The sequence below is a fragment of the Acuticoccus kandeliae genome, from assembly GCF_003073115.1.
The window spans coordinates 985,231-1,008,450 of record NZ_QBBV01000001.1; the positions used below are offsets into that span (position 1 = coordinate 985,231).

Genomic DNA, 23,220 nt, shown 5'->3' on the forward strand with positions numbered 1-23,220 from the left:
CGATGACTGAAAAGAATCTCGTCCCCGCCGATCCTGATGATCGTCGAGCCGCGGCTCGTCGTGCCCGCATGGAGCGCCGCCAGCGCGCGCTCGCGGAGCGCAGCACCAACGCCGTCAGCGTCGTGGACGAAGTCCAGCAGGTCACCGAGTCCCGGCGCCAGCCGGCGCTCATCAGCGCCGATGCGTTCGTCCTGCCGCCCCGCGCGCAGATGGAGAAGAAATCCTCCCGCTTCAGCCGCTTCCTGTCGCTGACCTTCTTCCTCTTCGTCCTCCTGCCGACGATCCTCGCCGGCCTCTTCTACGCCTTCGTCGCGAGCGACCAGTTCGCCACGTCGAGCTCCTTCGCCGTGCGCGGGAACTCGTCCTCATCCGCCGGGATGGACCTTGGCGGCCTCTTTTCCATGGGCATGGGCTCGGTCGATCCTGAATCGTCCGACAGCTACATCCTGCAGGAGTTCGTCCAGTCCCGCGAAATGGTCGAGGCGCTGATCGCCGAGGCGAATTTCCTGGAGATTTACAGCCGGCCCGCAGCCGATGCCTATTATCGCCTCGATCCGAACATGAGCATCGAGGACATCGTCGAATATTGGCAGATGATGAGCGCGGTCGACTTCGACATCGACACCGGCATCATCTCGCTGACCGTGCGCGCCTTCCGCCCGTCGGATGCGGAGACGATCACGGCGAAGGTCATCGAGAAGGCGGAAATCCTCGTCAACGACCTCTCCCAGCGCGCCCGTACCGACAGCGTGAAGACCGCCGAGCGTGAGGTCCGCATCGCCGAATCCCGCTACTCGGAGGCGCGCAAGAGCGTCGCCGCCTATCGCGGCGAGGAGCAGGAAATCGACCCGACCGCGACCGCCACCGCGCGCCAGACGGTCGTCTCCACGCTGGAAGGCGAGGTCGCCCAGCGCGAGATGGAGCTCGGCGCGCTGCTCACCACGATGAGCGAGAACGCGCCGCGCGTCGTCTATGTCCGCAACCAACTGGAGGCGCTGCGGCGGCAGATCATTGCCGAGCGGGAGCGCGTCGCGATCGCCGACGCCGCGGCCGAGCAGCCCGCCCTCACCGAGCGCCTATCGCGCTATGAGGAGCTGCTCGCCGAACGCGAATTTGCCGAAAAGGCCTATATCTCGACCCTCGCGACCCTCGAGGCCGCCCGCGTCGAGGCGCTGAAGCAACAGCGCTATCTCGCGGTCTTCGTCCGCGGCACCGCGCCTGAATCGTCCCAGTTCCCGGAAGGGATCCGCTGGACGCTGATCCTCTTCGGCTCGCTCCTGATGATCTGGGGCCTCATCGCCCTCATCTCCGCGGCGGTGCGCGACCGCGTCGTCTGATCCCGTGCCGAGGCGTGGCCGCCGGGCTCCGGCGGCTGCGCCGACGTGGCGGAGATGTCGCAGTCGCCGAATTCCATGCCGTTTCCGGCCGCGGGCCGGTGCAATCCATACAATTTGGGGTAGCCAAGTCGGGCCGCGCCGGCAATTCTGCTGGGGCTCGCGGCCGCATCGCGCACCAAATCCATGTGCGCCCGCGGCTGCCGAAGGGTGTGTTGTAGTCTAACTTTCGGGCGTGAAGATTTCGGCCGCAATATCTAGGCGGCTAATGCAATGTTGCGCGAATCAGTTGCGTTGTCGCGCAGCATAAATCTCTTAAAATTCTCCGAATCTACCCTTGTGCTTGTGTCCTAAATGCAACGTTCCTGCCGTTACACACATTTTCCAGCCATTTTTTCGTGCAACGCGCGAAGGCCCGGTGTTATGCGGGGCATGTATCGCGTTTTGGTTTGGGAAGTTCGGGATGTGGAATAAGGGATTGGCAGCAGCGCTCGCCTTGACCCTCGCCGGGTGCGGGGGCGGATTGCCGGCGGCTGGCCCGTCCTCCAGTGCGATCATCCAGGCCGAGCGCGCTGATCCGAAACCGCCTTATATCGTGGTGAAAATCAGCGAGCATGTGACGAACGTCACCGGCCAGTACCGCGCGCCCAGCTTCTCGTCCTTCTTCAAGGTGTCCGACGTCAAACCGCAGATCCTGCTGGAAGTCGGCGACAAGATCACCATCAACATCTTCGAGGCCGGCGGCGACGGCCTGTTCTCCACCACCGACGCCAAGGCCACCAGCATCGATGCTGTGATCGACGCCAGCGGCCGCGTGTTCGTGCCCTATGTCGGCGCCGTGCAGGCCTCCAATCGCAGCGTCGACAGCGTGCGCGAGTCGATCGAGGTCGCGCTCGAGGACAAGGCGATCCAGCCGCAGGTCCAGGTCCTCGTCGCCCAGAGCCTCGCGAACTCCGTCACCGTGCTCGGCGACGTGAACTCGCCCGGCATCGTCCCTGTCGCGGTCGCGGGCCTTCGGATCCTCGACCTCATCGCCTCCGCCGGCGGCGCCACCGGCAGCACCTACCAGACGCGCGTGATCCTGCGCCGCGGCCACACCGTCGCCACCGCCGATCTGGAAGACCTTTTCGACAATCCGAAGGAAAATGTCTCGATCCTGCCGGGCGACACGATCCTCGTCAGCAACGAGCCGCGCACCTTCACCGTCCTCGGCGCGACCTCGCAACGCTCCGAATACAAGTTCGAATCCCGCCGCGTGACGCTCGCCGAGGCGCTCGGCCGCGCCGGCGGCCTCAGCGACACCCTCGCCGACGCGAAGGGCGTCTTCCTCTTCCGCTTCGAGCCGGATTCGATCGCCCGCCAGATCAGCGAGCGCGCCGACACCGTGCCGAGCGGGGCGATGGTCCCGGTGATCTACCGCCTCGATTTCGCCGACCCGAAGAGCCTCTTCCTCTCCCAGCTTTTCGAGCTGCGCAACGAGGACATGCTCTACGTCGCGACCCACCCGTCCGCCCAGCTCGGCAAGTTCCTGGCGATCGTCGGGCCGGCCGTCAGCACGGCGACCACGGTGGCGACCCTCACCAACCGCTTCGGCAACTAGTCCGGTCCGGCCGGCGCTCGACGCGCCGGTCGCCACGGCTTTCCGTTTATTGTATGCCGCGAGGGCGGTGCCGGTTCGGCGCCGCCAATGCGGTGTCGAAAAGGCGCCGCGCCATGATGGGAGCGGCCCCTTGAGCACACCAGCGTTCGCCTCGTCCGCCGATCTTTCGGAAAAGACGATCTCCTTCACCGAGATCGGGCGCGACCTCTACGCCTTCACCGCCGAGGGGGATCCGAACACCGGCGTCATCATCGGCGACGATTGCGTCATGATCGTCGACGCGCAGGCGACCCCGCGCCTTGCCGACATGGTGATCGAGCGGGTGCGCACCGTCACCGACAAGCCGATCCGCCATGTGGTGCTCTCCCACTACCACGCCGTGCGTGTGCTCGGCGCGTCCGCCTACAAGGCCGAGACCGTCACCATGAGCGAGATGGCCCGCGCCATGGTGGTCGAGCGGGGGCAGGAGGACTGGGATTCGGAGTTCGGCCGCTTCCCCCGCCTCTTCGCGGGGCACGAGAGCATCCCCGGCCTCACCTGGCCGACCCACACCTTCTCGGAGCGGATGACGGTCTATCTCGGCAAGCGCCGCGTCGACCTCATGCACCTCGGCCGCGCCCACACCGCCGGCGACATCGTCGCCTATGTGCCGGACGAGAACGTCATGTTCACCGGCGATATCGTCGAATATCGCTCGGCCTGCTATTGCGGCGACGCGCATTTCAACGACTGGCCGGGCACGCTCGACGCGATCCGAGCCTGGAACGTCGATGCCATTGCGCCGGGTCGGGGTGACGCGCTGACGGGGAAAGGGGCGGTCGAGACCGCGCTCGATTCCACCGAGCATTTCCTGCGCTCCACCTTCGAGCCGGTCGCCCGCATCGCCTCGCGCGGCGGCTCCCTCAAGGAGGCGTTCGAGGCGAGCCGCGCGGTGTGCGACCCGCTCTTCAAGGACTACGCCATCTACGAGCATTGCCTGCCCTTCAACGTCGCCCGCGCCTATGACGAGGCGCGTGGCGTCGACACGCCCCGCATCTGGACGGCGGAGCGTGATCGCGAGGTCTGGGCCGCGCTCCAGGGGTGAAGCATCCCGCGCGTTCGGGCGCGGATAAGACGATCGAACTCGTTGCGCCGCTGAGGGATCGAGGATGACGCGCTACGCCTACCGCCGCTTCCCGTTCGTGACCCCGCCCGAGCTCGCGGGCGGCGCGGGCGCGGGGCGCTACCCGGTCGCGATCGTCGGCGCCGGGCCGATCGGCCTCGCCCTCGCGATCGACCTCGCCCTCCATGGCGTGCGCTCTGTGGTGCTCGACGACAATGACGTCGTCTCGGTCGGCAGCCGGGCGATCTGCTGGGCGAAGCGCTCGCTGGAGATCTTCGACCGGCTGGGCGTCGGCGAGCGGATGGTCGAGAAGGGCGTAACCTGGCGTGTCGGCCGCCTCTTCAACGGCGACAAGGAGCTCTACCGCTTCGATCTTCTTCCCGAAGCGGGGCACAAGATGCCCGCCTTCATCAACCTCCAGCAATATTATGTCGAAGAATATTTGGTCGACCGGTGCCACGACTTTCCGGACCTCATCGATCTACGCTGGAAGAACGCGGTCATCGATCATGAGGCGCGCGCGGACGCCGTGCGCGTCGAGGTCGCGACGCCGGACGGCCGTTATTCGCTGATGGCCGACTGGCTGGTCGCGGCCGACGGCTCCCATTCCACGACGCGCAGCCGCATGGGCCTCCCCTTCGAGGGGGAGACCTTCCACGAGCAGTTCCTGATCGTCGATGTGGAGATGGAGGAGGACCCGTTCGGCGCCGACGGCGTGCCGGAGCGCTGGTTCTGGTTCCACCCGCCCTTCCACCCCGGACAGTCGGCGCTCCTCCACCGCCAGCCGGACAACATCTACCGCATCGACCTCCAGCTCGGCCCCGACGCGGACGCCGACGTGGAGAAGGATCCCGAGCGCGTGCTGCCGCGGATCCGGGCGATCGTCGGCGACCGGCCCTTCGAGATCGATTGGCTGAGCGTCTACCGCTTCCGATGCGCCCGCCTCGACCGCTTCGTCCACGGGCGGGTGATCTTCGCGGGCGATTCGGCCCACCTCGTCTCGCCCTTCGGTGCGCGCGGGGGCAATGGCGGCATTCAGGACGTCGACAATCTCGGCTGGAAGCTCGCCGCGGTGGTGAAGGGGGAGGTGAACTCCACCCTCCTCGAGACCTATGACGAGGAGCGCTCGATCGCGGCGGACGAGAACATCCTGAACTCCACCCGCGCGACGCGCTTCATGACGCCGAAATCGGCGACGGAGATGACCTTCCGCGATGCCGTTCTGGCGCTCGCGGGGAGTGCCCCCTTCGCGCGGCGCCTCGTCAATTCGGGCCGCCTCTCGCTGCCGGCGAACCTCGCCGGATGCCGCCTCCAGGGCGCGGAGGGGGAGGGGGCTGGCCTTGCGCCGGGCTCGGTCTGCCTCGACGCGCCGGTCGCCGAAGCGGGGGCGGACGGGGCGCAGGGGTGGCTCCTCGACCATCTCGGCGGCCGATTCATGCTGCTCACTATCGGCGAGGGTGCGCGCGCGATGGCGCTGCCGCGCCTTGCCCGTCTTCACGTTGCGCTGGAGGGTGAGGCGGCGGCGCCCGGCGATCTCGTCGACCGCGGCTTCGTCGCCGCCCGCTACGGGCGCGACGTCGCCTATCTCGTGCGGCCGGACCAGCACGTCGTCGCCCGCTTCGGCGCGGACGAGGCGCCGGCGCTGTCGGGGATCCTCGGCGGCGCGGTGGCTGCGGCCGGGAAAGGGGTGCCGGCATGATCGACCCGATCCTCGAAGACCATCTCGGCGGGCATGGCGACGACATCTACGCCGCCCTGCTCGCGGCCCATGAAGGTTTGACGGATGCTGAGAGCAATGCGCTCAACGCGCGGCTGATCCTCATCCTGATCAACGCTGTGGGCGACAGGCAGCGCGTTCTCGCCGCGATCGAGGCGGCGCGGGCGGCCGGGCTCCCGGCTTCAGGCTGAGGGGGCAGCGGTGATCCGGGCGCGGATCGCCGCGATCACGGCGTCGAACATCGCCGCGTCGAGGACGCCCGTGTTCACGTTGTAGCGGGACGGATGGTAGCTGTCGGCGATCATCGGCGCGCTCTCGATCGCGTGGATCGCCCCATGCCGGAACGGATAGGCCGAGAGCCGCGCCCCATAGGCCCGCAGCACCGCGTCGTGCGCGATCCGCCCGAGCGCCAGCACCACCGACAGGCTGGGCATCGCCGCGATCGTCGCCGACAGGAAGGGCGCGCAGGACTTGATCTCCTGCCCGGTCGGCTTGTTCTGCGGCGGGACGCAGCGGACCGCGTTGGTGACCGCGGCATAGTGGAGCACGAGCCCGTCGTCCGGCCGCGCGTCGAAGGCGCTGTTGGCGAAGCCGCGCGCGGAGAGCGTGTCGTAGAGGAGGGTGCCGGCATAGTCGCCGGTGAAGGGACGCCCGGTCCGGTTCGCGCCCTGGAGTCCCGGCGCGAGGCCGACGATCAGGAGGCGCGCATTCTGGATGTCGCCGAAGGTGGGGACGGGGGCGTTGTGCCAATCGGGATGGGCGCGGCGCTGCGCCTCGCGGAAGTCGACGAGGCGGGGGCAGCGCGGGCAGTCGCGGTCAGGATTGAGCACGGCGGATCAGCGTGGAAGGAGGCGGCGGCCCGGCTTTGCGCGAGGCCGTCGCCCGGTCGAGAGGGGGGACTCGGCGTGGGCCGGGTCCCGATGGGCGCGTCTCAGTCTCCGACGGAGCGTCAGAGGTTGTTGTGCGCGGGCGTGCGCTCGGTCGCCGGGGTCCGCTCGGCACGCACCGGGCGCTCGGACGGGTCGCGCCCGATCTGCGCCTGAAGTTCGGCGAGCTCGATGAAATTGTCGGCCTGGCGGCGCAGATCGTCGGCGATCATCGGCGGCTGCGTCTGCAGCGTCGACACGACGCTGACGCGGCGGCCCTTGCGCTGCAACGCCTCGACGAGGCGGCGGAAATCACCGTCACCCGAGAAGATGACGATATGATCAACCTGCTCGGCGATCTCCATGGCATCGATCACGAGCTCGATGTCCATGTTCCCTTTGACCTTGCGGCGGCCGCTTTGATCATAGAATTCTTTGAGCGGCTTCGTTACGACCGAATAGCCGTTGTAGTCGAGCCAATCGATCAGCGGGCGGAGCGTTGAAAATTCCTGATCTTCCGCGAGGGCCGTATAATAATAAGCCCGAAGAAGATAACCCTTCTGCCCGAATACGGCGAGGAGACGCTTGTAGTCGATGTCAAAACCGAGAGACCGCGCGGCGCTGTAGAGATTTGCGCCGTCAATAAATAATGCGATCTTCTCTCTAGGGTCGAACATGCTTGATCTTTCTTAAGGTTGCGCTCAGTCGATCAACGCCGCCGCAACACCCCGCAATTGCAATTGGCGACGTCCACCCTAAATAGCTTCACCGCGGCATGAATGATAGGTTCAGCTATCTTGCAAATGTGCAATTACACTTGCGCTAGGATAGCCTGCTTGGTATCTGAAGCGCTTCATGTCAACTGAAATCGTTTGGAGAAGGCCATGGCGCGCGTCACGGTCGAAGATTGCGTCGACAAGGTTGAGAACCGGTTCGAACTGGTTCTTCTGGCCAGCCATCGGGCTCGAATGATCTCTAGCGGCTCGCCCATCCAGGTCGACCGCGACAAGGACAAGAACCCTGTCGTCGCTCTTCGCGAAATTGCGGATCAGTCGATCCACCCGGAGGATCTGAAGGAAGACCTCATCCATTCGCTGCAGAAGCGGGTCGAGGTCGACGAGCCGGAGGCGGAGCCCGCGGCCGTCAGCATGAGCCAGTCCGGCGAGGATGCCATTGACGCGACGTTCGATTCGATGTCCGAAGAGGATCTGTTGCGCGCGATGGAGACTCTCGTTCCGCCGGAGCGTACTGAAGAAGTGTGACCAATAGCGATGGGGTCGGCGACACCATGTTGCGCTCATCGGCCGACCCTGTCGACCCGATCAAATTGAACAAGCCGGCCACGATCGGCGCCACCTCCACTCCGAAGCCGAAAGCGGCTCCGGCTGAAATGGAGGTGCCGCCGAGCCGCCCCATGATGCGCCAGTACGAGCTCGTCGAGCGCGTGGCGCAATATAATCCCAACGTCGATGAGGCGCTGCTCAATCGCGCCTACGTGTATTCGATGAAGAAGCACGGCGACCAGAAGCGTGCGTCGGGGGATCCGTACTTCTCCCACCCGCTCGAAGTTGCCGGCATCCTGACGCGAATGCGTCTCGATGACGCAACCATCGCGACCGCCCTCCTGCACGACACGATCGAGGACACGGACGCCACCCGCGCCGAGATCGACCAGCTTTTCGGCGAAGAGATCGGCAAGCTCGTCGAGGGGCTGACGAAGATCGGCCGCCTCCACCTCGTCTCGCAGGAGGACAAGCAGGGCGAGAACCTGCGCAAGCTCCTCCTCGCCGTCGCGGACGACGTGCGCGTCCTCCTCGTCAAGCTCGCCGACCGGCTCCACAACATGCGCACCCTCTACTGGGTGCCGCCCGAGAAGCGCCATCGGATCGCCGAGGAGACGATGGACGTCTATGCCCCGCTCGCGGGCAAGATGGGCATCCACTGGATGCGCGAGGAGCTGGAGCATCTCGCCTTCGGCGTGCTCTATCCGGACGACGCGGCGATGATCGAACGCCGCCTCGCCGAGCGCCGCACCGCGGTCGGCTCGATGCTGGCCGACATCGAGGCCGACCTCTCCGAGCATCTCGCCTCCAACAACATCCGCGCGACCGTCACCGGGCGCGAGAAGAAGGCGTACTCCATCTTCCTCAAGATGAAGCGCAAGCACATCAACTTCGACAATCTGTCGGACATCTACGGCTTCCGCATCATCGTCCAGTCGATCTCGGAGTGTTACGCGGCGCTCGGCGTGATCCACACGATCTGGCAGTCCGTTCCGGGCCGCTTCAAGGACTACATCTCGACGCCGAAGCAGAACGACTATCGCTCGATCCACACGACGGTGGTCGGGCCGCGCAAGCAGCGCGTCGAACTGCAGATCCGCACCGAGGAGATGCACCGCGTTGCCGAGTTCGGCATCGCCGCGCACGGCATCTACAAGGACAATGCGCCGCGCTCGCAGAACGAGCTGGCGCACGATTCGCGCGCCTATGCCTGGCTGCGCCACACGATCGAGCTGCTTTCGGACGGGGGGAGCTCCGCCGAATTCCTGGAGAACACCAAGCTCGAGCTCTTCCAGGACCGGCTCTTCTGCTTCACCCCGCGCGGCAAGCTGATCGCGCTGCCGCCGGGCGCGACGCCGATCGACTTCGCCTACCAGGTCCACACCGACATCGGGAACACCTGCACGGGCTGCAAGATCAACGGCCACGTGCGCCCGCTGGTGACCCCGCTCCAGAGCGGCGACGAGGTGGAGATCCTGTGTGAGGCCGGGGCCTCGCCGCCCTCCGCCTGGAACGCGCTCGCCGTCACCGGCAAGGCGCGCGCCGCGATCCGGCGCGCGAACCGCGAGGCGGACCGGCGCAAATTCGTCCGCCTCGGCCGCCAGCTCATCGGGAGCGAGGTCTCCCGCTGGCACGTGCGCGACGAGCCGGACCTCACGATCGCGGCCGACCGCATGGGCTATCCGGACGGCGAGGCGCTCGCCTACGCCGTCGGCCAGGGCAGGGTCGTCGCGAGCGCGGTCCTGTCCACGCTCGGCTATGACGAGCCCGCCGGGGCCGCCGCCAACGGGGCGAAGCCCGCGACGCCGCTGCCGATCCGCGGCGTCGGGGACGACCTGCCGGTCCATTTCGCGCCGCAATTCTACGCGATCCCCGGCGACAAGATCGTCGGCATCCTCGATCCGGGCCGCGGCGTGACGGTCTATCCGGCGAGCGCGGGCGAGGCGCTCAGCGCCTTCGCGGACGAGCCGCAGCGCTGGCTCGACCTCTCCTGGGACCCGCGCGGGGCGCGCGACACCCTCTTCCCCGTGCCCGTCAAATTGGTCGCGGCCAACGCGTGTGGAGCGCTGGCCGAGATTGCTGGTATCATCGCCGCGGAGGGCGGCAACATCGACGAACTGACGATGACGCAGAAGACCCCTCAATTTCGCGATATGAACCTCCATATCGAGGTGCGTGACCGCAACCACCTCACGCGCATCCTCGACCGGCTGAAGAGCCTGTCGACCGTCGCCGAGGCGGAACGAATCGTAAGCTGAGACCGGTGCGTCCCGCGCGCCTCCGGTGCCGAGTTTGTAGGGGATGAGGAGCAGATGCTGTTTTCCCGCCGCGACCGTCCATCCGTAAGCCAGCGGATGCGCGTGGCCCTGTGGCCGCGTCGGTCGTTCGGACGCTCGTTCAGCTACTACAAGCACCGTGTTCTGCGTCTCCAGGCCTCGCCGCACGCAATCGCGGCCGGGGTGGCGGCGGGCGTCTTCGCCTCCTTCACCCCGTTCGTCGGGCTCCACTTCCTCCTCTCCTTCGCGGTCGCATGGGTGATCGGCGGGTCGATGATCGCGGCCGCCTTCGGCACGGCGGTCGGCAATCCCCTGACCTTCCCGTTCATCTGGCTCTCCTCCTTCCAGCTCGGCGAACTGGTTTTGGGCGCCGGCGACGTCCCGTCCCCGCTCCATTTCGAGTTGTCGTTCGACCTCCTGTGGAACTCCTTCTCCACGCTCTGGCCGACGCTGAAGCTGATGCTGATCGGGGGCACCCTCATCGGGCTCGTGGTCGGCGGGATCTTCTATTTCGTGGTCCGCTCCGCCGTCCTCATGTCGCGCGCGCTGCGCAGCGCGCGGCTGCAGGCGGCGATGCAGAACATCCAGCAGGCGCGGGCGGACGCGGCGGCCCGCTCCGCCGAGGCGCTCGACGGCGGACCGGTGCTGAACTCCAAGGACCCTGCGTAAGCCTCATGATCGTCGGCATCGGCAGCGACCTCATCGACATCCGTCGCATCGAGAAGACGTTGGAGCGCTTCGGCGAGCGCTTCACGATGCGCGTCTTCACCGAGATCGAGCGCACCAAGTCGGACCGGCGGGCGATGCGCGCGGCCTCCTACGCCAAGCGCTTCGCGGCCAAGGAGGCCTGCTCGAAGGCGCTCGGCTCCGGCATCCGCATGGGCGTCGCCTGGCGCGAGATGGGCGTCGTGAACCTGCGCTCGGGCCAGCCGACGATGCATTTGTCGGGCGGCGCGCGGGCGCGGCTTGATGCGCTCATCCCGGCGGGTTACGCCGCGTCGATCCACCTGACGATGACGGACGATCACCCGCTGGCACAGGCCTTCGTCGTGATCGAGGCCGTCCCGGAAGAGGTCCAGCGAGAGCACCAGGCGGCCCTCGTTGCGCGGTAAGCCATCAAGGTCTATGTCAGCGTGTCCGCGCCGAGCGGTCCGCAGCCGGCGCGCGTTGTGTTCCGCGCCATCAAAGGGGTGACGATGAGCGTGGCGAAAAACAAGACAGCGGAGCGCGAGGGCGGTCTGTTCGAAACGATCAAAGTTATCCTTCAGGCTCTGCTGATTGCGTTCGTAATCCGCACTTTCCTGTTCCAGCCCTTCAACATTCCCTCCGCCTCGATGGTGGAAACGCTACTGGTTGGCGATTACCTCTTCGTGTCGAAATATTCTTACGGTTACAGCCGCTATTCGTTCCCGTTCGGCTTCGTTCCGATCCCGGGCCGCATTCTGGCGTCCGAGCCGCAGCGCGGTGACGTCGCCGTCTTCAAGCTCCCGAAGGACAATTCGACCGACTACATCAAGCGCGTGATCGGCCTTCCGGGTGACCGCATCCAGGTGAAGGGCGGCGTCGTCTACATCAACGACGAGCCGGTCCCGCGCGAGCGAATCTCCGACTATGTCGATGTCGGCTCCAACGGGCGCGAGTTCCGCGCCGAGCGCTACCGCGAGACGCTGCCGAACGGCGTCTCCTACGACGTGCTGGATTCGGACCCGAACGGCCTCTTCGACAACACCGACGTCTATGTCGTCCCGCCGAACCACTATTTCATGATGGGCGACAACCGCGACAATTCCACCGACAGCCGCGCCCAGATGTTCGTCGGCTACGTGCCGTTCGAGAATTTTGTTGGCCGGGCCGAGGTGATCTTCTTCTCCATCAAGGAAGACACCCCCATTTGGCAGGTGTGGAATTGGCCATGGGCGGTCCGTTGGGATCGCATTTTCAGCACCTTGTGACATGACACGGCGTCAGGACGATCCTCTGGAGAAATTGGAGGCCGCTCTCGGATATCGCTTCGCGAACCGGAAGCTGCTTGTTCAGGCGCTGACCCATGCGAGCGTCCACGATGACGGGCGCGGCGAGAGCTATCAGCGGCTCGAATTCCTGGGCGACCGGGTGCTCGGCCTCGCCATCTCGCACCAGCTCTATGCGCGTCACCCGCACGGCGACGAGGGCGAGCTCGCGCGCCGCCTCAACGCGCTCGTGCGGCGCGAGGCGTGCGCCGACCGGGCGCGCGCGCTCGGCATCGACCAGGCGCTCCGCCTCGGCACCGCCGAAGCGCTGACGGGCGGACGCAACAAGGCCGCGATCCTCGCCGACGCGTGCGAGGCGGTGCTCGCCGCGATCTTCCTCGATGCCGGGTTCGACACGGCGGCCGAGGTGATCGCGCGCGTGTGGTCGCCGCTCCTCGACCAGTCGGGCGCGTTCGAGCGCGACCCGAAGACGGCCCTCCAGGAACGCCTCCAGGCGACCGGCGCACCGCCGCCGACCTATCGCCTGAAGGAGCGCCGGGGGCCGGACCACAAGCCGCACTTCGTCATCGAGGTCGTGAGCGAGGACCGCGTCCTCGCGCTCGGCGAGGGCGGATCGAAGCGCGAAGCGGAACAGAACGCGGCGCGCGCCGCACTCACCGGTCTGACCGAGGAGGCCTGACGTGACCGAGGATGACACGCCAGACACGCCGGCGACGCCAGAAGAGGCGGCCGCCCCCGAAATGACGACGCGCTGCGGCTTCGTCGCGCTGATCGGCGCGCCCAACGCGGGCAAATCGACCCTCGTCAACGCGCTCGTCGGCGCGAAGGTCTCGATTGTCACCCACAAGGTGCAGACGACGCGCGCGATCATGCGCGGCATCGTGCTCGAAGACGACGCGCAGATCGTGCTCGTCGACACGCCGGGCATCTTCGCCCCCCGCCGCCGGCTCGACCGCGCGATGGTGCGGACGGCCTGGTCGCACGCCTATGACGCGGACCTCGTGTGCCTCCTCATCGACGCGCGGCGCGGGCTCGACGAGGCGAACGAGAAGATCCTCGAAGAGCTGACGCAGGTGCGCATCCCGAAGGTGCTGCTCCTCACCAAGGTCGATCTCGTCGATCCGCCGACGCTGCTGGCGCTCGCCGAGAAGGCCAACACGGCGACGAAATTCGACTCCACCTTCATGATCTCCGCCAAGACCGGCGACGGGATCGACGATGTGCGCCGCCATCTCGCGACGGCGATGCCGAAGGGGCCCTGGCTCTATCCCGAGGACCAGATCTCCGACATCCCGATGCGCCAGCTCGCCGCCGAGATCACGCGCGAGCAGCTCACCCTGCGCCTCCACGACGAATTGCCCTATTCGGCCACCGTCGAGACGGAGACGTGGAAGAATCTGCGCGACGGCTCGGTCCGCATCGAGCAGGCGATCTTCGTCGAGCGCGAGGGGCAGAAGAAGATCGTGCTCGGCGAGAAGGGCCGCACGATCCGCGCCATCTCGATGGCCGCGCGCGACGATATCGGCAAGATGACCGGCACGGCCGTCCATCTCTTCCTGTTCGTGAAAGTGCGGCCGCGCTGGACCGACGACCCGGAGCGCTATCGCGAGATGGGTCTCGACTATTCGCGCTGACCGATGGAGTGGCGTGGCGAAGCGCTCATCCTGTCGGCCCGCCCGCTCGGCGAGAATTCCAAGATCGTCGAGCTTCTGAGCCCTGACCAGGGGCGCACCGTCGGCCTCGTGCGCGGCGCGCGCTCCAAGGGGATGCGGGCGCTTCTCCAGCCCGGCAATGTCGTCAACGCCACCTGGCGCGCGCGGCTCGACGACCAGCTCGGCACGCTCGCCTTGGAGCTTGCCGAGGCGCGGGCCGGTCTCGTGATGGAGACGCCCTGGGGCGCCTACGGGCTCGGCTCGATGGCCTCGCTCCTCGCTTTCCTCCCCGAACGCGACCCGCATCCGCGCCTCTACGCGGCGGCGAACGCGCTGATCTCGGCCTTCGCGCTTCCTCCGGCGGCGGGGGAGGCGGGGGTGCGGTTCGAGCTGATCCTCCTCGAGGAGTTCGGCTTCGGGCTCGACCTCTCCATGTGCGCGGCGACCGGGACGCGCGAGGATCTCGTCTACGTCTCGCCCCGCACCGGGCGGGCCGTCAGCCGGGCGGCCGGCGCGCCCTACAAGGAACGCCTGCTGCCGCTGCCGGCCTTCATGCTGGACCACGCGGCGGTGGCGGATTCCGAAAGCGTCGCGGCCGCCTTCCGCACCACCGGCCATTTCCTGTCGACCCAGATCGCTGCCCTCGTGAACAAGCACCTGCCGGAGCCGCGCGAGCGCTTCGTGCGGGCCGTTGTGAAGGCGATCGCGCGGGAGGAGGAGGCCGGATCTGTCCACAGACCGGGCCCCACCGTGGACGGATAGCGGCTCTTCGCGCCGCGGCAGTTGCCAACGACACCGCTCCGGCCGTAGCTCAAGATTGAACGGAGGCGCACTTGGCCGATTCCCTCATTCCTGATGATGACGACGCGATCGACCTGAAGGCGGCGCTGGAAGAGCGCTACCTCGCCTATGCTCTCTCAACGATCATGCACCGCGCGCTGCCGGACGTGCGCGACGGGCTGAAGCCGGTCCACCGTCGGCTCCTCTTCGCCATGCGCCAGCTCCGCCTGGAGCCGGGCGCGGCGTTCAAGAAGTCGGCCCGCGTCGTCGGCGACGTGATCGGTAAATTCCACCCGCACGGCGACGTCGCGGTCTACGAGGCGCTCGTCCGCCTCGCCCAGGATTTCGCGGTCCGCTACCCGCTCGTCGACGGGCAGGGCAATTTCGGCACCGTCGACGGCGACGGCGCGGCGGCCATGCGCTACACCGAGGCGCGCCTCACCGAGGTCGCGCGCCTCCTCCTCGACGGGCTCGACGAGGACGCGGTCGATTTCCGCGAGACCTATGACGGCTCCGAGCGGGAGCCGGTGGTGCTGCCGGGCGGCTTCCCGAACCTCCTCGCGAACGGTGCCGCCGGCATCGCGGTCGGCATGGCGACGAGCGTCCCGCCGCACAACGCGGCCGAGATCGCAGACGCGGCGCTCCACCTCATCAAGCATCCGAACGCGCGGCTTGAAACCATCTTCGACCCGGTGAAGGGCCCGATCCGCGGGCCGGACTTCCCGACGGGCGGCGTCATCATCGAATCGGCCGATTCCATGATGGAGGCCTACCGGACCGGACGCGGCGGCTTCCGCACGCGCGCCCGCTGGTTCAAGGAGGAGGGATCGCGCGGGCTCTGGCAGATCGTCGTCACCGAGATCCCCTACCAGGTGCAGAAAAGCCGGCTGATCGAGCGGATCGCCGAGCTTCTCGACCAGAAGAAGCTCCCGCTCCTCGGCGACGTGCGCGACGAAAGCGCGGAGGACATCCGCGTCGTGCTGGAGCCGCGGGCGCGCAATGTCGACCCCGTCCTCTTGATGGAGAGCCTCTTCCGCCTCACCGACCTCGAGTCCCGCATCCCGCTCAACATGAACGTCCTGATGGGCGGGCAGGTGCCGCGGGTCGTCGGTGTCGTGGAGGTGATCCGCGCCTGGCTCGACCACCTGAAGGAGGTCGCGGTCCGCCGGGCGGGGCACCGTCTCGAAAAGGTCATCCATCGCCTGGAAGTCCTCGACGGCTTCCTCGTCGTCTATCTCGACCTCGACCGCGTGATCCACATCATCCGCTACGAGGACGACCCGAAGGCGGAGCTGATCAAGGTCTTCACGCTGACCGACGTGCAGGCCGAAGCCATCCTCAACATGCGCCTGCGGTCCTTGCGGCGCCTGGAGGAGATGGAGATCCGGCGCGAGCACGAGCGGTTGACCGCCGAGCGGGCCGAGCTCGAAGCCCTCCTCGCCGACGAGGGGCTGCAGTGGGACCGCGTCGCCGCCTCCGTGCGCGGCGTGCGCGACACGTTCGGGCCGAAGACCGATCTCGGCCGCCGCCGCTCCACCTTCGAGGCGGCCCCCGCCGCCAATCTCGACGATGTGGCCGAGGCGATGATCGAGCGCGAGCCGGTCACGGTCGTCCTGTCCCAGAAGGGGTGGATCCGCGCCCTCAAGGGCCACGTGAAGGATTTCGAGGGCCTCCAGTTCCGCCAGGACGACGCGCTCGGCATGTGGCTCCACGCCGAGACGACGGACAAGCTCCTCGTCCTCGCGACCGACGGGCGCGTCTATACGCTCGGCGCCGATCGCCTGCCGGGCGGGCGCGGCCACGGCGAGCCGCTGCGGCTCATCCTGGAGCTCGATGGCGGCGTCGAGATCGCGGCGATGGTGAAGTACCAGCCGGAGACCACCTGGCTCATCGCTTCCCGCATCGGGCGCGGCTTCCTCATCGCGGCCGAGGACCTCATCGGCACGACGAAGCGCGGCCGGCAAGCGATGTCGCCGGCCGATGGCGACGTCGCCTTCCGCCTGGTGCCGGCCGATGGGGACCGCGTCGCCGTGCTCGGCGAGAACCGCAAGCTCCTCGTCTTCCCGATCGAGCAGGTGCCGACGCTCGCCAAGGGCCGCGGCGTGCGCCTGCAGCGCTACAAGGATGGCGGGCTTTCGGACGTGTGCACCTTCCCCTCCGATGTCGGGCTGGTGCTCGTCGCGCGGACGGGACGGGAGACGGTCTACGGCCTCGACCAGCTCACCGAGTGGCTGGGCGAGCGGGCGGCGAGCGGCCGCCAGACGCCGCGCGGTGCGGTGATGATCCGCTCCAAGCGGACGACGAACGAATAAGGGAAAGGCCCCGCCGCCTGCGGGGCCAGAGCGTGTCGCGCGCCGCGCCTCAGCGGGTGCGGACCCAGCCCTTGGGGCCGAGATGCTCCTGCGGCTGGAAGCGGGTCTTGTAGGCCATCTTCTCGGACCCCGCGACCCAGTAGCCGAGATAGACGTAGGGTAGGCCGAGCTCGGCCGCGCGGACGATATGATCGAGGATCATGTACGTCCCGACGCTGTTCGCCGCCTCGTCCGGCTCGAAGAAGGAATAGACCATCGACAGGCCGTCGCCGAGAATGTCGGTCAGCGCGCAGCCGATGAGGGGGCCGCGCGTGCGCCCGCTGCCGGTGACGCGATATTCGAAGAGGCGTGTGTCGACGTGCGTGTCCTCGACCATCATCGCGTAGTCGAGGACGGTCATGTCGGCCATGCCGCCTTCGGCGTGGCGCGCGTCGAGATAGCCGCGGAAGACCGAATATTGTTCGGAGGAGGGGAGCGCCGGGCGCTCGCGCCGCTCCAGCTTGCGATTGTCCTTCATCACCCGCTTCATCGAGCGCGTCCATTCGAACTCGTCCACCACGACGCGGACGGAGACGCAGGCCCGGCATCCCTCGCAGGCGGGGCGGTAGGCGATGTTCTGGCTGCGACGGAAGCCGCCCTGGGTGAGGAGATCGTTCAGCGGCTCGGCGCGCTCGCCGACGAGGTGGGTGAACACCTTCCGCTCCTGCCGGTGCGGCAGGTAGGGGCAGGGGGACGGGGCAGTCAGGTAGAATTGCGGGTGCTCGGTGAGGCGGCGGATGGTGACGCGTCGCCGCTGTCGCGGAGGCGCCTGTGCGGCCGTGGCCTCGGCGATTTGTGGTGCGGGTTCGCCCGCCGGCTTTTCCGCGCGGACCGTCTCGTTGTCGTCGAAGCGGTCGTTCGACTTCACCATGAGCCTAAGCCGGCCTCCCTTGAGCGGACGCCTCCGTTGGGCGACCCCACAACGCCGGGACGAGCATAGATCCGACCATTAAATACCGTACCACCATGGGCCGACGATCGAGAACGTCCCCCATAGTAGCAGAACGAGTGGTCCGCCTGCGATGAGAAAGTCGCGATAGCGATAATGGCCGGGCCCCATGACGAGGAGGTTGGTCTGATAGGCGACCGGCGTCGCAAACGACGCGTTGGCCGCCAGGATCACTGTGACGACGAAGGGTTCCGCAGGCAAGTTTAGATGTGCGGCAAGCCCGACGGCAATGGGGGTGAAGAGAACGGCTGCCGCGTTGTTTGTCAGAATGTTCGTCGTCAGCGCGATGATCATGAAAAGCGCGGACATCACGACGCCCGGCGGCGCGTCGACGAGAACGCTGAGGAGCCCGTTCGCCAGGATTTGCGCGCCTCCTGTCGCCTCGAGCGCCGTCGCGGAGGCGATGGCGGAGGCAACGAGGAGGATGATCCGCCCGTCGACCACGCGCGCGGCCTGTCGCGTGTTCAGGCAACGCGTCGCCAACATCGCAAAAGCCCCGAGCAAGGATGCAGCGACAATGGGCATCAGCGAGGTGCCGGCGGAGACGATGACGCAGCCGAAAATGGCGAGCGCGATCGGCGCGCGGCCCCGCGTCGGCACGTCCGCCGCCGTCCAGTCGATGAGGAGGACGTCGCGGTTGCCGCGCAATTCCTCGATCGCCTTGCGCGGGCCGGCGAAGAGGAGGACGTCACCGGCCTCCATGCGGATGTCGGCCATCGGCATGCGCGGCATGCGGCTGCGCCGCTCGATCGCGAGCACCACGCAGCCCACCTCGCCGCGGAAGCCCGACTGGGCGACCGTGCGGCCGATGAGGCGCGAGCCCGGTGCGACGATGGCCTCGGCGAGGGTGACGACGCCGGGCGGGCGCTCCTCCTCGGAGTCGCGGATCACGTTCGACTTCGTCGCGAGCGCCCGCTCCAGCGCCTGGCGCGTGGCGGCGACGATGACGATGTCGCCCGGCTGGAGCGTCACGTTCTCGAACGGCGGCAGATGCGGGCGCTCGCCGCGCTGGACGAGGCGGACCGTCATGTCCTTCAGCTGGGGGAACATGCCCTGCGTCGAGGTCGCGCCGACGAGTGGATGGCCCGCGCGGATCGCGATCTCGGCGATGAACTGCTTGCCGCCGCCGCCCGCGCGCATCGCGTCCGCCATCGACCGGCGGTTCTGCAGGAGGAGCGGCATCACGCCGAGGACGTAGGGGAGGCCGACGCCGGCAACCATCAGCGCGACCGGCGTGAAGGAGAAAAAGGAGAGGTCGACCGCGCCCGAGGCGCGCGCGACGTTGGCCGCGAGGAGGTTCGTCGAAGAGCCGATCAGCGTCGTCATGCCGCCGAGGATCGTCACGAACGACAGCGACATCATATAGCGCGAGGTCGGCATCTTCAGCGCCGCCGCGAGCGCGCTGATGATCGGGATGAACATCACCACGACCGGCGTGTTGTTGAGGAACGCCGACAGCGTCGCGATGCCGATGAAGGACAGCGTGATGCCGGAGCGGTGGTCCTTCGCCACCCATTTGACGAGCGCCTGGGCGGGCCGCTCCAGCGCGTCGGTGTGGAAGAGGCCCTGTCCGACCACGAGGAGCGCCATGATCGTGATGAGGCCGGGGTTCGAGAAACCGGAGAGGAGGTCGCCCGCCGTGAGCGCCTTGTCGCCCGCCGGCAGGCCGATCACCACGAAGATCGTCACATAAGCCGCGAGCACGCCGAGGCTGATCGCCTCGATCGAGTAGCGCTCCGTCGCGTAGAGGAAAGTGGACACGGCGATGACGAGCAGCGTCGCCACCATCGCGATTTCGGCTTCCATTATGCGCGCGCTCTGTCCACTGGCGTCAGTCTCCTCGCGTGGGGCTGGCCGTTTTCGCGCACCAGATCATTGGGGTCAAAACTTCCCGTCCACATCTTCGGCCATTCGGACCGTGAGGCCGGTCGCCTGAAGCGCGGCGACAACAGCCTCGGTGTGGCGGTCGTCGCGCGTCTCGATGGTGAGGCGGACCGACGTCTCGCGCGCGAGATGGGTGAGACCGAGCCGATTATGGGTGACCTCCAGGATGTTGCCGCCGGCCGTGCCGATCGCGGTCGTCAGGCGCGCGAGGACGCCCGGCTCGTCCGGAAAATCGGCTTCGATGGTGATGATCCGCCCGTCGCGGGCGAGCTCGCGCATCATGATGGTGGCGAGGATGCGCGGGTCGATATTGCCGCCGCACAGGACGAGGCCGACATTGCGGCCCTTGAACGGGGCGGGGTCGGTCAGCATCGCGGCGAGGCCGGCCGCACCCGCGCCCTCCGCCATCGTCTTCTGCAGCGTGATGTAGGCGTTGACCGCGCGCTCCAGCGCCGGCTCGTCGACGAGGACGATCCGCTCCACCAGCGCCTTGATGACGGGAAGCGTCAGCCGGCCCACCGCCTTCACGGCGATGCCTTCGGCGAGTGTCGCCCCGCCGCAATGGGCCTCCTCGCCCCGCACGGCCGCGTAGGCCGAGGGGTAGAGCGCCGCCTCGACGCCGACGATGGCGATGTCGGGCTTCACGTCCCGCGCGGCGATCGCGATGCCGGCGATGAGACCGCCGCCGCCGATCGGCACGACCAGCGTGTCGAGCTCGGGCACCTCGGCGAGCATTTCGTAGCCGATCGTGCCCTGGCCCGCGATGATGCGCGCATCGTCATAGGGGTGGATGAGGATCCGCCCCTCGCGCTCCACGATCTCGGCGCAGGCGATCGCGCTCTCGGCGAGCGTCTCGCCGGCGAGGACCACGGTCGCCCCGTGCGCCTCGGTCGCCGAGACCTTCACGAAGGGGGTGCGCTCCGGCATCACGATCGTCGCCGAGATGCCGAGCTTGGCGGCGTGGTAGGCGACCGCCTGGGCGTGGTTGCCGGCCGACATGGCGACGACCCCCGCCGCCCGTTCCGCGGGCGTGAGGGAGGACAGCTTCATGTAGGCGCCGCGTTCCTTGAACGCGCCGACCGGCTGGAGATTCTCGTATTTCACCCACACGTTCGCGCCGGTGAGGCGCGACAGGCGCGGCGCCGGCAGGCACGGCGTGCGCAGGACGACGCCGTCGAGCGCGCGCGCGGCGGCGCGGATCTCGTCCGGCTGAACTGGCAGAAGGTCGGTCGGCGCGGGCGCCATCGGATGGGGCAATCTGGGGTCAGCCGGCGGCGAGGCGCCGGGCGATGCGGGGGGCGTGGTAGGTCAAAATACCATCCGCGCCGGCACGCTTAAAGGCCATGTGCGCCTCCATCATCACGCGCTCCCCGTCGACCCAGCCGTTCGCCGCCGCCGCCTCGATCATCGCGTATTCTCCGGACACCATGTAAGCGTAGGTCGGCGCGCCGAAGCGCTCCTTCACCCGGTAGACTATGTCGAGATAGGGAAGGCCCGGCTTGACCATGATCATGTCGGCCGCCTCGGCGAGGTCGAGTTCCACCTCGCGCAGCGCCTCCAGCGCGTTCGCCGGGTCGAGCTGATAGGTCCGCTTGTCGCCCTTGAGGGCGGCGGTGGCGCCGACCGCGTCGCGGAAGGGGCCGTAGAAGGCTGAGGCGAATTTCGCGGCGTACGCCATGATCTGGACGTGCGCGTAGCCCGCTTCGTCGAGCGCGGCGCGGATCGCGCCGATGCGCCCGTCCATCATGTCGGACGGGGCGATGATGTGGCAGCCGGCCTCGGCCTGGACGACCGACTGGTGGATCAGCGCGGCGATCGTCTCGTCGTTCACGATCTCCTCGCCCACCATCAGCCCGTCATGGCCATGGCTCGTATAGGGGTCGAGGGCGACGTCGGTCATGATGCCGATCGAGGGGACGCGTCGCGCGATCTCGCGGCAGGCCTGGCAGACGAGATTGCCGGAATTGAAGGCCTCGCTGCCCTCCGCGTCGCGCTTGTCGGGCCCGGTATAGGGGAAGAGGGCGATCGCGGGGATCTTCAGCGCGGCGGCCTCCTCGGCGGCCGCACCCACCTCGTCGATCGACAGGCGGAAGACGCCGGGCATCGAGGGGACGGGATCGCGCCGGCCGGTGCCCTCGGTCAGGAAGACCGGCCAGATCAGATCGTCGACGGTGAGCGTGTTCTCGCGAATGAGGCGGCGCGACCAGTCGGTCCGCCGGTTGCGACGCATCCGGCGGCCTTTCAGGATCTCATCCATGTTCGGGGCGAACGGGCGCCGGCGCTCAAGATCCATCGTGCTTCGCTCTCCTTGCGGGGGCGGACGTTAGAACAAAGCGGGGCGACCCGTCCACGAAAGATCCGTTCGCGGCCCGGCCGTCCCCGTTCGCGGGGTGAAGGGTGGACAGGCGGCCCATCATGGCCGAGTGGAGACCGGGAGCCGACGCGCTCCCGCCGACAGGAGCCCCTCCCGCCTATGAACGCCCGCCACCCGGCCGCCATCGAATATGTGCTGCTCGGGGTCCTCGCGCTCCTGTGGGGCTCGGCCTACCTCTTCGTGAAGGTCGCGCTCAGCGAGATTCCGCCACTCTCGCTGGTCATGATCCGCGTCGTGGTCGCGGCGCTCTTCCTCGCCGTCATCATGCAGATCCGGGGCGAGCGGCTGCCGCGCGACCCGCACGTGTGGCGCATGCTCTTCACCCAGTCCTGGTTCAACGCGATCGGGGCGTGGATCCTCGTCGCCTACGGCCAGCAGCGGGTCGATGCGGGGCTTGCGAGCGTCCTCAACTCCACCTCGCCCATCTTCGTCGTCCTCATCACCGTCCTCGTCCTGCGGACCGCCCCGCCGCGCCCGCTCCAGCTCGCGGGCGTCGCGGTGGGGCTGTGCGGGGTCGTGCTCATCGTGGGGCCGGACGCGCTCCTGGGGCTCGGCGACCAGGTGGCGGGCCAGCTCGCCTGTCTCGGCGGGGCGGCGCTCTATGCGTGCTCGGCGATCTACGGGCGCCGCTTCGTCATGATCAGCCCCGCCGCCACCGCGCTCGGCACGCTGATCTGCGGCTCGGCCGTGCTCGTCCCGCTCGCCTTCCTCGCCGAGGCGCCGTGGACGCTGCGCCCCTCCGCGACCGCGCTCGGCGCCGCGCTGATGCTTGCGATCGGCTCCACCGGGATCGCGCTCCTCATCTATTTCCGCCTCGTGCGCTCGCTCGGCTCGATGGGGGTCGCGAGCCAGGCCTATCTACGGGCGGGGCTCGGCGTCCTCCTCGGGGTGGTCGTCCTCGGGGAATCGGTGGATGCGCGCGTCGGGATCGGCCTTGCCGCGGCGGTCCTCGGCGTCATCCTCATCAACTGGCGCGGCGGGGGTGCTTCGGGCCCAGGCGAACCGGGCCTTGCGGCGCCCGCCAGCGACGCCCCGTCGCGCAAGGATTGACGGCGGGGCGAGGCGCGTGGAGTTTCACCAGC

General features: G+C 67.9%; 21 protein-coding genes. 15 read left to right on the forward strand and 6 right to left on the reverse strand.

Going from position 1 to position 23,220, the window contains the following annotated elements; genetic code table 11:
- The first annotated feature begins 2 nt into the window (after positions 1–2).
- The 5 genes from DBV35_RS04520 (at position 3) to DBV35_RS04540 (ending at position 5,944) form a co-directional block, all read left to right on the forward strand.
- A complete protein-coding gene (locus DBV35_RS04520; protein ID WP_170134872.1) occupies positions 3–1,337 on the forward strand; it encodes a KpsE/RkpR family capsule polysaccharide export protein in 1,335 nt (444 codons plus the stop codon).
- Between the two features lie 592 nt (positions 1,338–1,929).
- Positions 1,930–2,934: a polysaccharide biosynthesis/export family protein gene (locus DBV35_RS04525; protein ID WP_157961581.1), complete on the forward strand. Its 1,005-nt coding sequence runs from the start codon at positions 1,930–1,932 to the stop codon at positions 2,932–2,934.
- Between the two features lie 130 nt (positions 2,935–3,064).
- Complete coding sequence (locus DBV35_RS04530; RefSeq protein WP_108659027.1) at positions 3,065–4,018, forward strand: MBL fold metallo-hydrolase; 954 nt, start codon at positions 3,065–3,067, stop codon at positions 4,016–4,018.
- A 64-nt stretch (positions 4,019–4,082) separates the two neighbouring features.
- The gene (locus DBV35_RS04535; protein WP_108659028.1) at positions 4,083–5,735 is read left to right on the forward strand and encodes an FAD-dependent oxidoreductase; all 1,653 of its coding nucleotides are present in this window, start codon (positions 4,083–4,085) and stop codon (positions 5,733–5,735) included.
- Entirely contained in the window at positions 5,732–5,944 is a 213-nt protein-coding gene (locus DBV35_RS04540; protein WP_108659029.1) for a DUF2783 domain-containing protein, read from the forward strand. Before DBV35_RS04535 ends, DBV35_RS04540 begins: the two co-directional genes overlap by 4 nt.
- Here the strand turns inward: DBV35_RS04540 and DBV35_RS04545 are convergent.
- Positions 5,936–6,583, reverse strand: coding sequence for a uracil-DNA glycosylase (locus DBV35_RS04545; protein WP_108659030.1), 648 nt, complete (start codon positions 6,581–6,583; stop codon positions 5,936–5,938). The genes DBV35_RS04540 and DBV35_RS04545 overlap by 9 nt on opposite strands.
- Positions 6,584–6,702: 119 nt before the next feature.
- Entirely contained in the window at positions 6,703–7,296 is a 594-nt protein-coding gene (locus DBV35_RS04550) for a LabA-like NYN domain-containing protein (RefSeq protein WP_108659031.1), read from the reverse strand.
- Between the two features lie 207 nt (positions 7,297–7,503).
- On the opposite strand from DBV35_RS04550, the gene rpoZ reads away from it, so the two are divergent.
- The 9 genes from rpoZ to parC all read left to right on the forward strand — a co-directional run bounded on the left by rpoZ (position 7,504) and on the right by parC (position 16,892).
- The gene (gene rpoZ, locus DBV35_RS04555) at positions 7,504–7,881 is read left to right on the forward strand and encodes a DNA-directed RNA polymerase subunit omega (protein ID WP_108660548.1); all 378 of its coding nucleotides are present in this window, start codon (positions 7,504–7,506) and stop codon (positions 7,879–7,881) included.
- Between the two features lie 26 nt (positions 7,882–7,907).
- Positions 7,908–10,160, forward strand: a complete 2,253-nt coding sequence (locus tag DBV35_RS04560; RefSeq protein ID WP_245943835.1) for a RelA/SpoT family protein — start codon at positions 7,908–7,910, stop codon at positions 10,158–10,160.
- A 96-nt stretch (positions 10,161–10,256) separates the two neighbouring features.
- A complete protein-coding gene (locus DBV35_RS04565) occupies positions 10,257–10,847 on the forward strand; it encodes a DUF2062 domain-containing protein (RefSeq protein ID WP_108659032.1) in 591 nt (196 codons plus the stop codon).
- Between the two features lie 5 nt (positions 10,848–10,852).
- Positions 10,853–11,290: a holo-ACP synthase gene (gene acpS / locus DBV35_RS04570; RefSeq protein ID WP_108659033.1), complete on the forward strand. Its 438-nt coding sequence runs from the start codon at positions 10,853–10,855 to the stop codon at positions 11,288–11,290.
- Between the two features lie 84 nt (positions 11,291–11,374).
- Positions 11,375–12,130 carry a signal peptidase I gene (lepB, locus tag DBV35_RS04575; RefSeq protein ID WP_108660550.1) on the forward strand — a complete coding sequence of 252 codons (756 nt, stop codon included), beginning with the start codon at positions 11,375–11,377 and terminating at the stop codon, positions 12,128–12,130.
- Positions 12,131–12,164: 34 nt separating this feature from the next.
- On the forward strand, positions 12,165–12,827 hold the full coding sequence (gene rnc / locus DBV35_RS04580; protein WP_342752347.1) for a ribonuclease III: 663 nt from the start codon (positions 12,165–12,167) through the stop codon (positions 12,825–12,827).
- Positions 12,828–12,888: 61 nt separating this feature from the next.
- Positions 12,889–13,782 (forward strand): GTPase Era, encoded by an 894-nt coding sequence (gene era / locus DBV35_RS04585; protein WP_108660551.1) that lies wholly within the window; start codon positions 12,889–12,891, stop codon positions 13,780–13,782.
- Positions 13,783–13,785: 3 nt separating this feature from the next.
- Positions 13,786–14,562 carry a DNA repair protein RecO gene (recO, locus tag DBV35_RS04590; protein WP_108659035.1) on the forward strand — a complete coding sequence of 259 codons (777 nt, stop codon included), beginning with the start codon at positions 13,786–13,788 and terminating at the stop codon, positions 14,560–14,562.
- Positions 14,563–14,633: 71 nt separating this feature from the next.
- Positions 14,634–16,892, forward strand: a complete 2,259-nt coding sequence (gene parC / locus DBV35_RS04595) for a DNA topoisomerase IV subunit A (protein WP_108659036.1) — start codon at positions 14,634–14,636, stop codon at positions 16,890–16,892.
- 49 nt (positions 16,893–16,941) lie between these two features.
- On the opposite strand, the gene DBV35_RS04600 is transcribed toward parC, so the two are convergent.
- From DBV35_RS04600 to hemB, 4 genes are all read right to left on the reverse strand, one after another.
- Positions 16,942–17,802 carry an arginyltransferase gene (locus DBV35_RS04600; protein WP_108659037.1) on the reverse strand — a complete coding sequence of 287 codons (861 nt, stop codon included), beginning with the start codon at positions 17,800–17,802 and terminating at the stop codon, positions 16,942–16,944.
- Positions 17,803–17,880: 78 nt separating this feature from the next.
- Complete coding sequence (locus DBV35_RS04605; protein ID WP_245943836.1) at positions 17,881–19,686, reverse strand: SLC13 family permease; 1,806 nt, start codon at positions 19,684–19,686, stop codon at positions 17,881–17,883.
- Between the two features lie 75 nt (positions 19,687–19,761).
- Complete coding sequence (locus DBV35_RS04610) at positions 19,762–21,009, reverse strand: threonine ammonia-lyase (protein WP_108659038.1); 1,248 nt, start codon at positions 21,007–21,009, stop codon at positions 19,762–19,764.
- Positions 21,010–21,028: 19 nt separating this feature from the next.
- Positions 21,029–22,057, reverse strand: coding sequence for a porphobilinogen synthase (gene hemB, locus DBV35_RS04615; RefSeq protein ID WP_245943837.1), 1,029 nt, complete (start codon positions 22,055–22,057; stop codon positions 21,029–21,031).
- A 180-nt stretch (positions 22,058–22,237) separates the two neighbouring features.
- Here hemB and DBV35_RS04620 point away from each other — a divergent pair, with 180 nt between their 5' ends.
- Complete coding sequence (locus tag DBV35_RS04620; RefSeq protein WP_108659039.1) at positions 22,238–23,188, forward strand: DMT family transporter; 951 nt, start codon at positions 22,238–22,240, stop codon at positions 23,186–23,188.
- Positions 23,189–23,220: the final 32 nt, after the last annotated feature.

Bases quoted from the DNA above. Each gene is read 5' to 3' on its own strand.
- DBV35_RS04520 (WP_170134872.1), top strand. From the start codon at position 3: ATGACTGAAAAGAATCTCGTCCCCGCCGATCCTGATGATCGTCGAGCC.
- DBV35_RS04535 (WP_108659028.1), top strand. From the start codon at position 4,083: ATGACGCGCTACGCCTACCGCCGCTTCCCGTTCGTGACCCCGCCCGAG.
- DBV35_RS04540 (WP_108659029.1), top strand. From the start codon at position 5,732: ATGATCGACCCGATCCTCGAAGACCATCTCGGCGGGCATGGCGACGAC.
- DBV35_RS04550 (WP_108659031.1), bottom strand. From the start codon at position 7,296: ATGTTCGACCCTAGAGAGAAGATCGCATTATTTATTGACGGCGCAAAT.
- rpoZ (WP_108660548.1), top strand. From the start codon at position 7,504: ATGGCGCGCGTCACGGTCGAAGATTGCGTCGACAAGGTTGAGAACCGG.
- DBV35_RS04560 (WP_245943835.1), top strand. From the start codon at position 7,908: ATGTTGCGCTCATCGGCCGACCCTGTCGACCCGATCAAATTGAACAAG.
- DBV35_RS04565 (WP_108659032.1), top strand. From the start codon at position 10,257: ATGCGCGTGGCCCTGTGGCCGCGTCGGTCGTTCGGACGCTCGTTCAGC.
- acpS (WP_108659033.1), top strand. From the start codon at position 10,853: ATGATCGTCGGCATCGGCAGCGACCTCATCGACATCCGTCGCATCGAG.
- lepB (WP_108660550.1), top strand. From the start codon at position 11,375: ATGAGCGTGGCGAAAAACAAGACAGCGGAGCGCGAGGGCGGTCTGTTC.
- era (WP_108660551.1), top strand. From the start codon at position 12,889: ATGACGACGCGCTGCGGCTTCGTCGCGCTGATCGGCGCGCCCAACGCG.
- recO (WP_108659035.1), top strand. From the start codon at position 13,786: ATGGAGTGGCGTGGCGAAGCGCTCATCCTGTCGGCCCGCCCGCTCGGC.
- DBV35_RS04600 (WP_108659037.1), bottom strand. From the start codon at position 17,802: ATGGTGAAGTCGAACGACCGCTTCGACGACAACGAGACGGTCCGCGCG.
- DBV35_RS04605 (WP_245943836.1), bottom strand. From the start codon at position 19,686: ATGGAAGCCGAAATCGCGATGGTGGCGACGCTGCTCGTCATCGCCGTG.
- DBV35_RS04610 (WP_108659038.1), bottom strand. From the start codon at position 21,009: ATGGCGCCCGCGCCGACCGACCTTCTGCCAGTTCAGCCGGACGAGATC.
- hemB (WP_245943837.1), bottom strand. From the start codon at position 22,057: ATGGATCTTGAGCGCCGGCGCCCGTTCGCCCCGAACATGGATGAGATC.
- DBV35_RS04620 (WP_108659039.1), top strand. From the start codon at position 22,238: ATGAACGCCCGCCACCCGGCCGCCATCGAATATGTGCTGCTCGGGGTC.